Source organism: Parabacteroides sp. HGS0025 (genome assembly GCF_000969845.1).
Taxonomy (GTDB): Bacteria; Bacteroidota; Bacteroidia; order Bacteroidales; family Tannerellaceae; genus Parabacteroides; species Parabacteroides gordonii.
Window position 1 is genome coordinate 4,283,759 of the sequence record NZ_KQ033902.1, and the last position, 16,275, is coordinate 4,300,033.

The 16,275-nt window shown below is 46.5% G+C and carries 9 protein-coding genes; 8 read left to right on the plus strand and 1 reads right to left on the minus strand.

The window, feature by feature from the left end; all coding sequences use genetic code 11:
* Positions 1 to 14: 14 nt before the first annotated feature.
* The 8 genes from gcvP to HMPREF1212_RS16640 all read left to right on the plus strand — a co-directional run bounded on the left by gcvP (position 15) and on the right by HMPREF1212_RS16640 (position 14,889).
* A complete protein-coding gene (gcvP, locus tag HMPREF1212_RS16605; protein ID WP_046150087.1) occupies positions 15 to 2,867 on the plus strand; it encodes an aminomethyl-transferring glycine dehydrogenase in 2,853 nt (950 codons plus the stop codon).
* Between the two features lie 19 nt (positions 2,868 to 2,886).
* Complete coding sequence (locus HMPREF1212_RS16610; RefSeq protein WP_028727852.1) at positions 2,887 to 3,999, plus strand: glycoside hydrolase family protein; 1,113 nt, start codon at positions 2,887 to 2,889, stop codon at positions 3,997 to 3,999.
* A gap of 111 nt (positions 4,000 to 4,110) precedes the next feature.
* Entirely contained in the window at positions 4,111 to 5,493 is a 1,383-nt protein-coding gene (locus tag HMPREF1212_RS16615; RefSeq protein WP_046150088.1) for an MFS transporter, read from the plus strand.
* Between the two features lie 769 nt (positions 5,494 to 6,262).
* Complete coding sequence (locus tag HMPREF1212_RS16620) at positions 6,263 to 9,487, plus strand: SusC/RagA family TonB-linked outer membrane protein (protein ID WP_046150089.1); 3,225 nt, start codon at positions 6,263 to 6,265, stop codon at positions 9,485 to 9,487.
* 25 nt (positions 9,488 to 9,512) lie between these two features.
* Positions 9,513 to 10,976, plus strand: a complete 1,464-nt coding sequence (locus tag HMPREF1212_RS16625) for a SusD/RagB family nutrient-binding outer membrane lipoprotein (RefSeq protein WP_046150090.1) — start codon at positions 9,513 to 9,515, stop codon at positions 10,974 to 10,976.
* Between the two features lie 269 nt (positions 10,977 to 11,245).
* Complete coding sequence (locus tag HMPREF1212_RS16630) at positions 11,246 to 12,154, plus strand: electron transfer flavoprotein subunit beta/FixA family protein (RefSeq protein ID WP_028727856.1); 909 nt, start codon at positions 11,246 to 11,248, stop codon at positions 12,152 to 12,154.
* Between the two features lie 4 nt (positions 12,155 to 12,158).
* Positions 12,159 to 13,178: an electron transfer flavoprotein subunit alpha/FixB family protein gene (locus HMPREF1212_RS16635; protein WP_028727857.1), complete on the plus strand. Its 1,020-nt coding sequence runs from the start codon at positions 12,159 to 12,161 to the stop codon at positions 13,176 to 13,178.
* A 4-nt stretch (positions 13,179 to 13,182) separates the two neighbouring features.
* Positions 13,183 to 14,889 (plus strand): acyl-CoA dehydrogenase family protein, encoded by a 1,707-nt coding sequence (locus tag HMPREF1212_RS16640; protein WP_046150091.1) that lies wholly within the window; start codon positions 13,183 to 13,185, stop codon positions 14,887 to 14,889.
* Positions 14,890 to 14,947: 58 nt separating this feature from the next.
* On the opposite strand, the gene HMPREF1212_RS16645 is transcribed toward HMPREF1212_RS16640, so the two are convergent.
* Complete coding sequence (locus HMPREF1212_RS16645; protein WP_046150092.1) at positions 14,948 to 16,228, minus strand: MATE family efflux transporter; 1,281 nt, start codon at positions 16,226 to 16,228, stop codon at positions 14,948 to 14,950.
* Positions 16,229 to 16,275 lie beyond the last annotated feature (47 nt).

Below are 16,275 nucleotides of genomic sequence, written 5' to 3' on the forward strand. Positions count from 1 at the left end.
ACACATTAAATACTATGGACACAAATAAATTTGTAAACCGTCATGTCGGTATTGCAGAGGAAGATATTCCGGCAATGCTTGAAGCTATCGGTGTTAAATCGGTCGACGAATTGATTGACCAGACCATTCCGGCCAATATCCGTCTGAAAGAACCTTTGAATCTTCCGGAACCCATGACGGAAAGGGAATATGCCGAACATATTTCCGAACTGGCATCCAAGAACGAAGTATTCACCTCCTATATCGGCATGGGTTGGTACGATACCATCTGCCCTGCCCCTATCCAGCGAAATGTATTTGAGAATCCGGCATGGTACACTTCCTATACGCCGTATCAGGCAGAAGTATCGCAGGGACGTCTGGAAGCCTTGCTTAATTTCCAGACCGTGATCAGCGAACTGACCGCATTGCCGTTGACCAACTGCTCGCTGCTGGATGAAGCGACTGCCGCAGCCGAAGCTGCCAGCATGTTCTACGGAAGTCGCAGCCGTGCACAGGCTAAAGCGGGTGCCAATACGTTATTTGTAGATGAAAATGTATTTGCTTCCACCCAGGCTGTCATCAACACCCGTATGATTCCGCAGGGTATCAAGGTAGTGACAGGCGATTACAAAACATTCGAATTTACTCCCGATGTATTCGGTGCGATCGTTCAATATCCAAATGCGAGTGGTTCCATCGAAGACTATAAAGAATTCGTTGCCAAAGCAAATGCGAACGAAACCCGTGTAGCTGTTGCAGCCGACCTGATGAGCCTGGTATTGCTGACACCTCCGGGCGAATGGGGTGCGGATGTAGTATTCGGTAGCAGCCAGCGTTTCGGTATCCCGATGTTCTACGGCGGTCCTTCAGCTGCTTTCTTTGCAACAAAAGACGAATACAAACGTGCCATTCCGGGACGTATCATCGGTATCTCCAAAGATGCTTACGGACATCCGGCTTTCCGTCTGGCTCTCCAGACACGCGAACAGCATATCAAACGCGAAAAAGCGACTTCCAATATCTGTACCGCACAGGCTCTGCTGGCAACAATGGCCGGCTTCTATGCCGTATATCACGGAGCAGAAGGTCTGCGCAACATTGCAGGACGCATCCATGCTTCTGCCGGCTTCCTAGCTGCCGAACTTGAAAAACTGGGTTACAGACAACTGAACAAAGATTATTTCGATACGCTGAAAATCGAATTGCCGGCTCACGTTTCCGTGAATGTCCTCCGTGAGATCGCGCTGGAATGTAAAGTGAACCTGCGTTACTTCGAAGCCGGACAGGTGGGCATCAGCATTGACGAAACAACGCAACCGACCGATATCGGCGTACTGCTTTATATCTTCGCCGGAGCAGCCGGAAAAGATTATATGCTGGAAGAAGCCATTCCCGAAAAGACTTATTTCGATAAGAAATTTGCCCGTACATCCGACATCCTGGTGGAAGATGTATTCAAGAAATATCATACGGAAACAGAATTGATGCGTTACATTACCCGCTTGGGACGTAAAGATGTATCGTTGGCACAATCCATGATCTCCCTGGGTTCCTGTACGATGAAGCTGAATTCAGCATCGAGCATGTTACCACTGGGTCGTCCTGAATTCCAGAATATCCACCCGTACGCTCCCGAAGAACAGGTAGAAGGGTACAAGGAACTGATAGAGAACCTTTGCAACTACCTGACTGAGATAACAGGATTCAAGGGTGCCACCCTACAACCGAACTCCGGTGCTGCCGGTGAATATACAGGACTTCGCGTGATCCGCGCTTACCTGGAAAGCATCGGACAGGGACACAGAAACATCGTTCTCCTGCCCGCTTCCGCCCACGGTACAAACCCGGCCAGCGCAATTCAATGCGGTTACACGACTGTTACGGTAAAATGTGACGACAACGGTAACATCGACCTGGAAGATTTCCGCGCCAAAGCAGAAGAGAACAAGGATAACCTGGCTGCAACCATGATCACTTATCCTTCTACACACGGTATTTTTGAAGTCGATATCAAGGAAATGTGCGACATCATCCATGCATGTGGCGCACAGGTTTATATGGACGGTGCCAACATGAATGCACAGGTGGGACTGACTAACCCCGGTACGATCGGTGCCGATGTTTGTCACCTGAACCTGCATAAAACATTTGCTATTCCTCACGGCGGCGGTGGCCCCGGCGTAGGCCCGATCTGCGTAGCCGAACACCTGGTTCCGTTCCTGCCGTCTCACCCTGTTCTGTGGGGGTCCGATCAGAATACGGTTTCTGCCGCACCTTACGGTAGTGCCGGTGTTCTTCCTATTACATATGCTTACATCCGCATGCTGGGTACGGAAGGACTGGAAACAGTAACAAAAACAGCTATCCTGAACGCCAACTATCTGGCTTCCAAATTCAAAGACACTTACGGTATCGTTTATACAGGTGCAACCGGACGTGTAGGCCACGAACTGATCCTCGAATGCCGTGGTGTGAAAGAAGCATCCGGTATCGACGAAGGCGATATCGCCAAACGTCTGATGGACTTCGGTTACCATGCTCCTACGCTGTCATTCCCGGTACACGGCACCTTGATGGTCGAACCGACCGAAAGCGAAAGCAAAGCCGAGCTGGATCGTTTTGCCGAAGTAATGGACTGCATCTGGAAAGAGATCAAAGAAGTAGAAGAAGGAAAAGCATCCAAAGAAGACAACGTGCTCAAAAATGCTCCTCATCCGGAATATGAAGTAACGGCCGATGAATGGAAGCATGAATATCCCCGTAGTAAGGCAGCCTTCCCGCTGGAATGGTTGCACGAAAGTAAATTCTGGATCAACGTAGCCCGCGTAGATAATGCTTACGGCGACCGTAACTTGATCCCTACTCTCTGTGCTTGTGAAATTTAATAACGACAACAACTAATTAATGAAGAAAGTATTTATCGCTTTGGCAGCTGTTGCTTTACTGGCAACGGCTTGCACCAAAGCTCCGGAAACAAAAGTGAAAGTGTACGGTTGGCAAGGCGAAGGCGGCAACACAACCGAAGAAACCCTGCAAGCTGATTTCAGCAAATGGAAATCGCATGGACTGGACGGCATGTGCTATAATGCCGGACACGACCTGCAGAAAATCCAGCGCGCAGCCAAAGTGGCTCATGCCAACGGTATGGAATATCATGCCTGGATACCAGCCATGCTGCAAGGAAATATGGATTCTACATTGTATACGGTAAACCGTAAAGGCGAATCGGCCTACAACGTACAGGCATACGTTCCTTATTACAAAAGCTTATGCCCGAACCATGAAGGTACAGCCGAATTCCTGACCGACCTGTACGGTAAAGTAGCTGATATCCCCGAAGTGGATTACGTTCATCTGGACTATATCCGTTATGTAGACGTGATCCTGGCTAAAGGCCTCTGGGAAAAATACGGCCTGGTCATGAACGAAGAATACCCGACTGCCGATTATTGCTATTGCGATAAATGTGTGGCCGACTTTAAGGCTGCTACCGGTATCGACATCAAATCGGTTGAAGATCCTTCAAAATGTGAAGAATGGGCACAGTTCCGCTGCGACCTGATCACCAAGCTGGTCGATCGCATTGCCGATACAGTGCACGCCAAAGGCAAGAAAGTCAGCGCAGCCGTTTTCCCCGGCCCCGATTCTCATGCGAAATGGATGGTTCGTCAGGAATGGAACAAATGGAACATCGATGCATTCTTCCCGATGAACTACAACGATTTCTATCTGGAAGATGCAGCCTGGGTAGGCGAAGTAACGAAAGAAGAAGTGAACTCCGTTAATGGCAAAAAGCCGGTTTACAGCGGCCTGTTTATCTGTCAGGATTGGCAGAATAAGGCAAACATCAAAGATCCGGAAGGCCACGGCCTGATTCCTTCTGAGATGGAAGAAGCTGTACGCGGTTCGATGGAAAGCGGTGCGGCAGGTATCGCCCTGTTTACGCCCGGTAATATGACCGACGAACATTGGAAAGCGTTCGACAAGGCTATTCACCAGTCATATACGAAAAAATAAATGACTTACACGATATGTAACAACGCAGGTATACGCAGCTCTAATTTTCTCATCTGCATATACCTGCGTTTTACATTTCTATTCTAAATTCTAAAAACAAATAACTATCACATGAACACAACGACAAAGAAAGAGAAAATCAAATTTAGTAAAGCGTTTTGGGTAGCCAATACCGTCGAACTTTTTGAACGTGCAGCCTATTACGGCGTATTTATCGTAATAACCCTCTACCTCAGCCGTATCCTCGGATTCAACGACATCCAGGCGGCTACTATCGCCGGAACATTCTCCGCTTTTCTTTATCTGCTCCCCACATTTGCCGGAGCACTAGCCGATAAAATAGGATTCCGTAACTCCATGCTGTTAGCCTTTTCCCTGCTCACCATCGGTTATACCGGACTAGCTCTTTATCCTACCTGGCTAGAATCGGCCGGTCTTGTCGAGTATGGAACCACCACCACATTCAAAGGATTACTGGAGAGTAACCTTCGATATGGTATCATTCCCATTATGGCACTGATCGTTCTCGGGGGCTCATTCATCAAAAGTGTGATCACCGGAACAGTAGCCAGAGAAACAACGCCCGAAACCCGTGCCAAAGGTTTCTCCATCTTCTACGCGATGGTTAATATCGGAGCCTTTTCCGGCAAGACCATTGTAAAGCCGTTGCGCGAAGCATTAGGAAACGAAGGGCTTATTACCCTCAACTATTTTTCGGCATCGATGACCTTCATTGCTTTGATAGCCATTTGGTTCTTCTATAAAAGCGCCCAGCATTCGGGTGAAGGAAAGACATTCGGTCAGATATGGACAGCATTAATCAAAGTCTGCACAAACGGACGATTGATCACCCTGATAATCATTATCACCGGTTTCTGGATGGTGCAACATCAATTATATGCAACTATGCCTAAATATGTATTACGCCTGGCCGGTGAAGGAGCTTCTCCATCCTGGTATGCCAATGTCAATCCATTGGTAGTCGTATTGACCGTAAACCTGGTTACTCAGTTAATGCGTAAGAAAACAGCGCTAACCTCTATGACGCTCGGTATGTTCATCATGCCGGTATCGGCCCTCTGTATGGCTTATGGAAATATGCTGGACGGAAGTACGACAATCCTGGGTATGCATCCGGTAGCTTTTATGATGGTAGTCGGTATTGTCTTCCAGGGACTGGCAGAAACATTTATATCTCCCCGTTTTCTTGAATATTTCTCATTACAGGCTCCCAAAGGGGAAGAAGGTCTATATCTTGGTTTTAGCCATCTACATTCTTTTCTGTCATCCATTCTCGGATTCGGTTTATCCGGTTTCCTGCTAAGCAAATATTGCCCGGAGCCGACCTTATTTGCGACTCATGAGGAATGGGTAGCCGCCAGTGCACATGCACATTATATATGGTATTATTTCGGAGTAATCGCGCTGGTATCTGCGTTTGCCTTGATCATTTATGGCAAAGTGGTGAAGAAGCTGGATACATCCAATAAATAAAAACGAAACAAGAGCAGAAGAACGATAGCATTCATTTTCTTCTGCTCTTGTTTTTTCACCTCTTGCGCTACTTTCCACATCATCCGGTATTTACTTATCATCACAATAAAATGATCATAATAATCGTTCAAAACCGACCTTAAATCTTACATTATTCTCCCAAATTCACGGATATAAATACGATTTTTATTATTAAATAAATTACACTTATCAACAATATTATCTGAGTTCTTGCAGAACTTAGTACATTTACAACAATAATTCAACATATCGCTTTAAGCCCCAGTCAATTATAGCCTTTATAAAATTCTCATTACATAAACACATTCTGAAATCAACTATCGCCAGCCTATTTGGACATGGCGCAATTTATGAATTTATTTTTTAAATAATACAATTATTACAATAAAAAATCAATCAATATTTTAAAATAAATATCACAAAGGAGATACAGCTGTCTTTTTGTGCAGGAAAAGTATAATTGTGTTATAAAATTACTTCTTCGTTACAGACCAGTAATAATACCCGCTTATTCCTGCTAATAATCTTATCCGGACTATAAAAAGCTACTCATTTTCTACTTAGCCTAAATAAAGTTTAAACCTCAAAACATGTTTTTCATTTTAACTGGTCGAAAACATGTATGCATACCGACTATACTAATTTCTCACACACTAAGTTCTGCAAGAACTACAGCAAATAAACGACCCAAATTCGATATGAAAACAAGGTCGTTTATAAGAACCAAATAAATCTAATAGTTAACAGTATGGTAAAAAAATTATTTTTTAGTTTGCTATCCTTCATCTTATGCACGGGAATAGCATTTAGCCAGACAACGAAAGTAACAGGTACCGTTACTTCTGCAGATGACGGATTACCTATCATCGGCGCATCCATCATTGTCAAGGGAACAACAGTTGGAACAGTAACAGACGTAGAAGGTATGTTCAGCCTGGACGTTCCGGAAGGAGGAAAAATCCTGCATATTTCTTTCGTCGGAATGAACTCGCAGGATGTAGCAGTAAAACCCAAAGTCACCGTTGTTCTCCAATCCGACACACAAGACCTGGAGGAGATTGTTATTACTGCACAAGGGCTTACCCGCAAACAGAAATCACTGGGCTATGCCACTCAGCAATTAAAGGCAGACGAATTGATCCAGGCACGGCAAACAGACCTGAACAATGCGCTGGTCGGCAAAGTATCCGGAGTCCGCTTCCTGGGTTCATCCGGTGCTACATTCGATGCCGGTAAAATCGTATTACGCGGTACTTCGTCGTTGACGAATGCCGGAGGTAACGAACCTATTTACGTTGTCGACGGTGTGATTACCAGCAATATGTCCATCAACATGGATGATGTGGCTTCAGTCAACGTGCTAAAAGGGCCGGCAGCAACAGCACTGTACGGAGCCCGTGGAGGTAACGGCGCCATCATCATTACATCCAAAGGCGGAACCGGAGAACATAGCGAAATAACAGTAAGCCATACCCTGGCCTGGGACAAAGCCAATATCCGCTACGATCTGCAGAATGAATATGGCGGTGGTTATCTGGGAGCTGATGCAGAAATGCCTGTATTCAAATACGATCCGAACAAACACCCCTCTTATTTAGAAAAAATGGACGGCGTACGTTATTACGACTACAACAATGATGCCAGCTGGGGGCCGAAACTGGACGGTCGCGAATATGCTCCCTGGTATTCATGGGATCCGACAGACCCTCGGTTCGGGCAGACAACCCAATGGACACCACAAATGAATCTGAACGACCTGTTCAGGACAGGTATCAGCAATACGACGAACATCGCATTTACCAAGTCAGGTAAAGACTATATGAGCCGTATCTCTTTTTCCAACGTATCACGTAACGGCGTTACCCCGAACAGTGATGCATCACGCCGTTTCCTTTCAGTAAAGACCTACTTTAAACCGATCGACCGTTTAAAAGTATCACTGGATTACAAATATACTTACCGCAACAACCACAATGCTGCGGCCGAAGGATATCAGGAGTTAGGAAACGCCCTCTACTCTTACGAACAATGGGGGCATACAAACGTAAATCTGAAAGACCTCAAGGATTACAAACGTCCGGACGGGACGTTCCGCACATGGAACATTACAAGTCCGACCAATCTGACCGCGGCATTCCACGAAAACCCGTTCGCCTTGTTCAATGAGATCAACCAGAACGAAACGTATCAGTGGAACGTATTCAGCGGCGATGCAGAACTGGAACTTATCAAGAACCTGAAAGCCGGTATCCGCGTAAACGGAAATATCCGCAGTTACAAAAAAGAAGTACGTTTACCCCAAAACATACATGGTGAAGTTTCAGAATACACACAAGACCAGAGTCAGTTGTCAGATATCCAGACACAGGGACGTTTAACCTGGAGCGATCATTTCGTAGACAGCAAACTCTCATTCGATGCCGCTTTGTTCTTTGAAGACCGTGTCTATAACCTCGACGAATTAGGGGCTTTTACCCGCGACGGCCTTTTCATGGACGGTTTCTTCAGTACAGCCGCTTCTTCTGGTTTACCGGGCGGTAGCAGCAAAAAGACCAAACAACATGACCAAAGTGTTTACGGTACGGCTACCATCGGTTGGGACAATACCTATTACCTGGATTTCTCTTTGCGTAACGACTGGACTTCCACACTGCACCCGGATAAGAACAGCTTCCTCTATGGTGGCGTATCTGTTGCCGCAATCGCCAGCAACTGGATCAAAAATGCAGAATGGTTGTCATTCTGGAAACTGAGAGCATCTATGGCGCAGGTAGGTTCGACGATGAACCCTTATAATATCTATCCTACTTATGTATTGAAAGACAGTGACGGTAATCTGATCAAATACGGGCAACTATCCAACATGTGGAACAGCACAAACCTGAAAGATCTGTACATCAAACCGACAATCTCCACATCCTATGAGGTCGGTACGGAATTCCGTCTGTTCAACGATCGCTTATGGGGAGATTTCAACTTCTATAACCGCGATTCAAAAGACCAGATCATCAACGTAAACACTACACCTGCCAGCGGTTACAGGACACGTAAAATGAATGCGGGCTTGATCCGTAACCGGGGTATCGAATTTTCTTTGGGAGGCCAGGTCATCCAGACCAAAGACTGGACATGGGAACTGAATGCCAACATTTCCCGCAACCGCAATACGCTGGAAGAACTGATCGACGGACAAGACACTTACCAGATTTATTGGAGAAGTTGGTCTACACGTGTTTATTCGTATGCAGAGGTAGGCAAACCGATCGGTGTGATCAGAGGTTCGACCTGGAAAAAAGATCCGGAAGGACGTACTATCCTGCAAGCAAGAAGCGATCCTAACCACCAATACGGCCCGTATGCTCCCCTTCTGGAAACAACAGCACAGGAAGAATTAGGCAACATCCAGCCGGATCTGACCGGAGGTTTTTCCACCTCTTTGCGCTATAAGGATTTTCATTTAGGCATGTCGTTCGACTTTCAGGTCGGAGGAGCTATTGCTTCCGCCACCAATATGTTCGGAGAAAATTCCGGTTTGCTGAAATCCACGACAGGCAATAACGACAAAGGTAATCCGGTTCGTGCCAGCGTAGCGGACGGCGGCGGTGTACGTATAGACGGTGTAGTGGAAAACCAAGACGGTACCTACACTCCGGTAACAGCCTATGTGGATGCCAATTACTACTATCAAAGCCGTAAAGGAACCATTTGGGAAGATTATGTTTATAAAGCCAGCTACCTGAAAATGCGTGAATTATCGATCGGTTACGATGTTCCGCGCAGCTTCCTGCAAAAAGCGAACTGCGGCATAAAGAAGGCAAGCGTATCGTTCGTTGCCCAAAACCCCTGGTTAATTTATTCAGCAGTACCTAATATCGATCCGTCGGAAATGGGTGCGGCAAGTTATAATTATGTGGAAGGTGGTCAGGCGGCCTCTGTACGCACATTCGGTTTTACTGTAAATCTTACCTTCTAATATTTTTAAAGAAACGGATTAAATTATGAAAAAGATAAAACTATTTGCATTAGCATTGATCGGACTATTATCCTTTAATAGTTGCGGGGATTACGGTGACGACAATATAGATCCGAACAATCCTTCGAACCCGGAAACGCGCTTCCTGTTCACCTATGCCTGTAAGAAAGTATCCCTGTTTTCTTATGTGGCCAATTACAACCCCTGGACACAGTTGTTTCCGCAATATTTGTCGGAACGTCAGAACATCCAGTATTCAGACTTCGGTATAACCGATTTCAATACAGGCCCGTATTACTATGAATATATCCGGAACCTGGAAACGATCATCAAGCTGAATACGGACGAAGAGACTAAAAGTTTATCGACGGTCATTCAATTGGGAAGCACGGAAAACCAACTAGCCAGCTGCCGTACATTACGTGCATTCTACTATATGCACCTGACCGATATCATGGGTATGCTCCCCTATAGTGAAGCTTTAAAAGGGGATGACGGCAACTTCAATCCCAAATACGACACGCAGGAATCTATCTACGAAGATCTGGATAAAGAATTGACCGAAGCATATGCCCAGTTCGACGAATCGGGTACGCTCGACAAGACTTACGATATCCTTTACAACGGAGACATTACCAAATGGAAGAAACTGAACGCTTCTTTACGGATGATGATGGCTATCAAACTGTCGGATGTAAATCCGGAAACCGGAAAAGCCCGTTTTGCCAAAGCGTATGCGGATGGAGGTATGACAGATAACAGCGAATTGCTGCAATACAAATACCTGGCGGAAACAGCTAACCAGAATCCATTGTACACCAATATCATAGAAGGAGGACGTAAAGACTTTGCCCCATCCAAAACGATCCTGGATCAATTAATTGCCTATAATGATCCCCGTTTGATGGAATATGCTGTTCCCAATTCTGAAGGAGAATACAACGGTGTACCTTTTGGTCTAACCCAGTCCGAGATCACCCAATATACGGATATGGCCTTTTTCAACGAAAGATATTACCAGCAGGATGCGCCTATCGTTGTTATCTCTCCATCCCATATTTTACTGATCGAAGCAGAAGCCGCTATACGCGGTTGGATCAGTGCCAATGCGGAGGAGTTATATAAAGCAGGTATCAAAGCCTCTTTCGAGCAATACGGGATAAATGCATCCGAAGTCGATAAATACGTAGCACAGGATGCTATCAAGCTGACAGGAAGCGATGCCGAAAAGATCGAAAAGATCGGCATGCAACGCTGGCTGGCAAACTTTATGCAGGACGGCGTTGAAGCATGGTCTGACTGGCGTCGCCTGAATGTACCGAATATCAAACCGGGGCCGTCGGCTACCATTACACATATTCCATATCGTCGCGTATATTATCCGGACGATTATAACACAAATAAGGCTAATTACGACGCAGCCATTGCTGCGCAAGGTGCAGACGACCTGAACACACGCGTTTGGTGGGATGTTTCCGATAATAAATAAGAGACCATCCTTTAACGAATAACGCCAAAACCTTTCTTTATCGGACATAAAGATAAAGGACACACATTTTAAGGCCGGAGCTGATTGTGAGATTGGCTCCGGTAACAAATAAATACCAGCCATTTACTGCTCAAAAAAACCTAAAGTGTGCATATTTCAGGTTAAAGTTCTTTGATATAAAGAATGTTTGACTACTTTTGCAATCGGTAATTTTTTTACTAATTGCCGAATAATTTTCAGGAAAATAGAAATCTAATATTCCTATTAATATGAGTTTAAGAATTATTGTTTTAGCGAAGCAGGTTCCGGACACACGCAACGTGGGAAAGGATGCGATGAAAGAAGACGGAACGGTAAACCGTGCCGCCCTTCCCGCCATCTTTAACCCGGAAGACCTGAACGCATTGGAGCAGGCACTGCGCCTGAAAGATGCCTACCCCGGATCGACTGTTACATTACTGACTATGGGACCGGGACGTGCCGCCGAAATCATCCGTGAAGGTTTATACCGCGGAGCAGACGGCGGTTTTTTGTTAACCGACCGTGCCTTTGCAGGAGCCGATACACTGGCAACATCATACGCCCTGGCTACGGCTATCAAAAAAATTAACGAGTACGATATTATCATCGGCGGCCGTCAGGCTATCGACGGAGATACTGCACAGGTAGGTCCCCAGGTAGCAGAAAAGCTGGGATTGACACAGATCACCTATGCTGAAGAAATCCTGAATGTGGATGAAGCAGCACGCCGTATCACCGTAAAACGTCATATCGACGGAGGCGTGGAAACTGTAGAAGGCCCGCTGCCTATCGTAATCACAGTAAACGGCTCGGCAGCTCCCTGCCGTCCACGTAACGCCAAACTGGTACAGAAATACAAACGCGCTCTGGGTGCACAGGAAAAGGCTGCTCAACCGACTGCCTGCCATCCTAACGGCCCGGAAGCAATTCAGTATCCAGAACTATACGAAACACGCCCGTATCTGAACATCCCCGAATGGAGTGTGGCAGACGTAAACGGCGACTTGCCTCAATGCGGATTATCCGGCTCACCTACAAAGGTAAAGACTATACAGAATATCGTGTTCCAGGCTAAGGAAAGTAAAACGCTGACCGGTTCGGACAAAGATATAGAAGATATGATTGTTGAACTGTTAGCTAACCACACCATCGGATAAGATTATGAATAACGTATTTGTATATTGTGAGATTGAAGGCACAACCGTTGCCGATGTAAGTCTCGAACTTCTGACCAAAGGTCGCAAGTTAGCGAATCAGTTAGGCTGCCAGCTGGAAGCGATTGTTGCCGGTAGCGGCCTCGAAGGTATAGAAAGCCAGGTGTTGCCTTACGGTGTCGACAAACTGCATGTGTTCGATGCACCGGGCTTGTTCCCTTACACATCCCTGCCCCACTCTTCCGTACTGATCAACCTGTTCAAGGAAGAAAAACCCCAGATCTGCCTGATGGGTGCTACCGTTATCGGTCGTGACCTGGGTCCTCGTGTATCATCTGCACTGACCAGCGGTCTGACTGCCGACTGTACTTCATTGGAAATCGGTCCTCACGAAGATAAACGGGCAGGTATCACTTACGAAAACCTGTTATATCAGATCCGTCCGGCATTCGGCGGTAACATCGTTGCCACCATCATCAACCCCGAACACCGTCCCCAGATGGCTACCGTTCGCGAAGGTGTGATGAAGAAAGAGATCCTGGACGCCAATTATAAAGGCGAAGTGATCAAACACGACGTTGCTAAATTTGTTCCTGAAACGGATTATGTAGTAAAGGTGATCGACCGTCACGTAGAAAAGGCAAAACACAACCTGAAAGGCTCTCCGATCGTCATAGCCGGCGGTTACGGAATGGGTTCGAGGGAAGGATTCGACAAATTGTTCGAACTGGCTAAAGAACTTCACGCCGAAGTAGGTGCCAGCCGCGCTGCTGTCGATGCAGGTTTCTGCGACCACGACCGCCAGATCGGCCAGACAGGTGTAACAGTTCGTCCGAAATTATATATCGCTTGCGGTATCTCCGGACAGATACAGCACATTGCAGGTATGCAGGATGCAGGTATCATCATCTCTATCAACAACGACGAGAACGCTCCGATCAACACGATCGCCGACTATGTTATCAACGGCACAGTTGAAGAAGTGATCCCGAAGATGATTAAATATTACAAACAGAACAGCAAGTAAAGAGATGGCAAATTATTATACAGACATACCGGAACTCAAGTATCACTTGAACAATCCGATGATGGAACGTATTTGCGAACTGAAAGAACGCAATTACAGAGATAAAGAAGAGTTCGACTATGCACCGCAGGATTATGCCGATGCAATGGATTCATTCGATAAAGTGCTTGAAATCACCGGGGAAATCACCGGAGAGATCATCGCCCCCAACGCCGAAGGTGTTGACGAAGAAGGCCCTCACTGCGCTAACGGACGTGTGGAATATGCTTCCGGAACAAAACAGAATCTGGATGCAATGGTAAAAGCCGGCCTGAACGGTATGACCATGCCGCGTCGTTTCGGTGGTTTGAACTTCCCGATCACTCCGTACACCATGTGTGCCGAAATCGTTGCCGCCGCCGATGCCGGATTCGGTAACATCTGGTCGCTTCAGGATTGTATCGAAACATTATATGAATTCGGAAACGAAGACCAGCACAACCGTTTCATCCCGCGTATCTGCGCCGGAGAAACCATGTCTATGGACTTGACTGAGCCGGATGCCGGTTCTGACTTGCAGTCCGTTATGCTGAAAGCGACTTTCGACGAAAAAGAAAACTGCTGGCTCCTGAACGGTGTAAAACGATTTATCACCAATGGGGATGCAGACCTTCACCTGGTACTGGCTCGTTCGGAAGAAGGAACGAAAGACGGACGTGGTTTGTCTATGTTCATCTATGACAAGAGACAGGGTGGTGTAGATGTTCGTCGCATTGAAAACAAGTTGGGTATCCACGGGTCTCCTACTTGCGAACTGGTTTACAAGAATGCAAAAGCTGAACTTTGCGGCGACCGCAAATTAGGCTTGATCAAATATGTAATGGCGTTGATGAACGGTGCCCGCCTGGGTATCGCCGCCCAGTCTGTCGGTTTGAGCCAAGCAGCTTACAACGAAGGAATGGCTTATGCCGAAGAGCGTAAACAGTTCGGCAAAGCGATCATCGACTTCCCGGCAGTTTACGATATGCTGTCTATCATGAAAGCGAAACTGGATGCCGGTCGTGCACTGTTGTATCAGACTTCACGCTATGTGGATATTTACAAAGCGCTAGATGATATTTCACACGAGCGTAAACTGACTCCGGAAGAACGTCAGGAACAGAAGAAATATGCTAAATTGGCCGATGCACTCACTCCGTTGGCAAAGGGTATGAACTCGGAATATGCCAACCAGAATGCATACGACTGTATCCAGATTCACGGCGGATCAGGTTTCATGTTGGAATATGCTTGCCAGCGTATCTATCGTGATGCCCGTATCACATCCATCTATGAAGGTACGACACAGTTGCAGACCGTTGCCGCTATCCGTTATGTAACAAACGGTTCTTACCTGGCGATGATCCGCGAATTTGAAGCTATCCCCTGTTCTGCCGAAATGGAACCGCTGAAAGCAAGACTGGTAGAAATGGCTAACAAGCTGGAAGCTTGCATGAATAAGGTGAAGGAAGCACAAAATCAGGAATTACTTGACTTCGTTGCCCGCCGCCTGATGGAAATAGCAGCAGACTGTATCATGGCTCACCTATTGATCCAGGATGCAACCAAAGCACCCGAATTATTCAGCAAATCAGCCGTTGTATACTTGAACTACGCTGAAGCTGAAGTAGAAAAACACAACAGCTTCATCGAAAAGTTCAACGCTGACGAATTAGCAAACTACAGACAATAATAAGTATTGCCTCTCCATAAAAAAGCCGGATATCCTTTGATATTCGGCTTTTATTTTATTATCGACGATGCCATAACGCCCATTGCATAAGACCTCTTAATGATAAATATACCAGAAATGCCATCCATAAGGCATGGTTTCCCATTGAGGCATAAAAAATATAATAGATCAGGAAGAACATTCCTGAAGCCACTAGCATAGAATAAAGCATCAAACGGGTTGCGGTGGCACCGATCAGGATGCCGTCCCAGAGGAAAGCGGCAAATCCAGCCAAGGGAACGGCCAATACCCAATAATAATAGGTTCCCGCCGCCTCGATAACAGTCGTGTCATTCGTCAGCAATCCCAGGAAGCCCTGTCCTCCCATCATATATAGGATGGTAAATGCTAACGACAATCCCCAGCCCCAACGGAACAACAGGCGGATCATCCTTTGCAATCCGTTCCGGTTCTGTGCTCCGACATAACGTCCCGTCATTGCTTCACCGGCATAGGCAAAGCCGTCCATGATATAAGAGAACAAAGTGAATAACTGCATCAATAAGATATTGACTGCCAGCACCACATCCCCCTGTCGGGCACCCGTCGACGTAAAAAAGGTAGTGACAGCCACCAAGCACAAAGTACGGAAAAAGATATCGCTGTTCACCTCGAAGAACCTGCGCATAGCCGTCCTCCCCACGATCTCACTCCACCGGAAAGCAATCTTCAACCTGCCATAATATCGTAACCAAAGCAATAAAGCCATGAACAATCCTGCATACTGGGCAATCAACGTCCCTAGAGCCACCCCTGTAATCTTCATGTCCAACAGGAACACAAACGCCAGACTCGCCACGATATTCACCACATTCTGCGTGATCGCTATAAACATCGGGAAACGGGAATTCTGCATCCCGATAAACCAGCCGGCAAACCCATACAGTCCTAACACAGCGGGAGCCCCCCAGACACAAATATTGAAATAAACCGTAGCCAACTGCCGTACCTCCGGTGTTGCATCGATCAGATGGAAAGCGACCGCCCGGATCGGATATTGCAGCAACAACAGACAGAAAGCAACAAAGCCCCCTACCGCCACCGCCCGCAACAAAACCCGCGTCACTTCTTCCAGGTCACGCCGCCCGAAAGCCTGCGAAGTCATACCACTCGTCCCCATCCGCAGGAATCCGAACAGCCAGTAAATGATATTAAACAACATTCCCCCTACCGCGATCGCCCCGATATAAGCCGCCGATCCTAAATGACCGACAATAGCGACATCAATCAGCCCCAATAAAGGCACGGTTATATTTGAAACAATAGAAGGAATTGCTAATTGAAGTATTTTTTTGTTCATGTTATCGTATATACCAAAAGCTTATTCTTAAATTTGTAAGCAAAGTT

Excerpts from the sequence above, each read along its gene's own strand:
- gcvP (WP_046150087.1), top strand. The coding sequence starts at position 15 with ATGGACACAAATAAATTTGTAAACCGTCATGTCGGTATTGCAGAGGAA.
- HMPREF1212_RS16610 (WP_028727852.1), top strand. The coding sequence starts at position 2,887 with ATGAAGAAAGTATTTATCGCTTTGGCAGCTGTTGCTTTACTGGCAACG.
- HMPREF1212_RS16615 (WP_046150088.1), top strand. The coding sequence starts at position 4,111 with ATGAACACAACGACAAAGAAAGAGAAAATCAAATTTAGTAAAGCGTTT.
- HMPREF1212_RS16620 (WP_046150089.1), top strand. The coding sequence starts at position 6,263 with ATGGTAAAAAAATTATTTTTTAGTTTGCTATCCTTCATCTTATGCACG.
- HMPREF1212_RS16625 (WP_046150090.1), top strand. The coding sequence starts at position 9,513 with ATGAAAAAGATAAAACTATTTGCATTAGCATTGATCGGACTATTATCC.
- HMPREF1212_RS16630 (WP_028727856.1), top strand. The coding sequence starts at position 11,246 with ATGAGTTTAAGAATTATTGTTTTAGCGAAGCAGGTTCCGGACACACGC.
- HMPREF1212_RS16635 (WP_028727857.1), top strand. The coding sequence starts at position 12,159 with ATGAATAACGTATTTGTATATTGTGAGATTGAAGGCACAACCGTTGCC.
- HMPREF1212_RS16640 (WP_046150091.1), top strand. The coding sequence starts at position 13,183 with ATGGCAAATTATTATACAGACATACCGGAACTCAAGTATCACTTGAAC.
- HMPREF1212_RS16645 (WP_046150092.1), bottom strand. The coding sequence starts at position 16,228 with ATGAACAAAAAAATACTTCAATTAGCAATTCCTTCTATTGTTTCAAAT.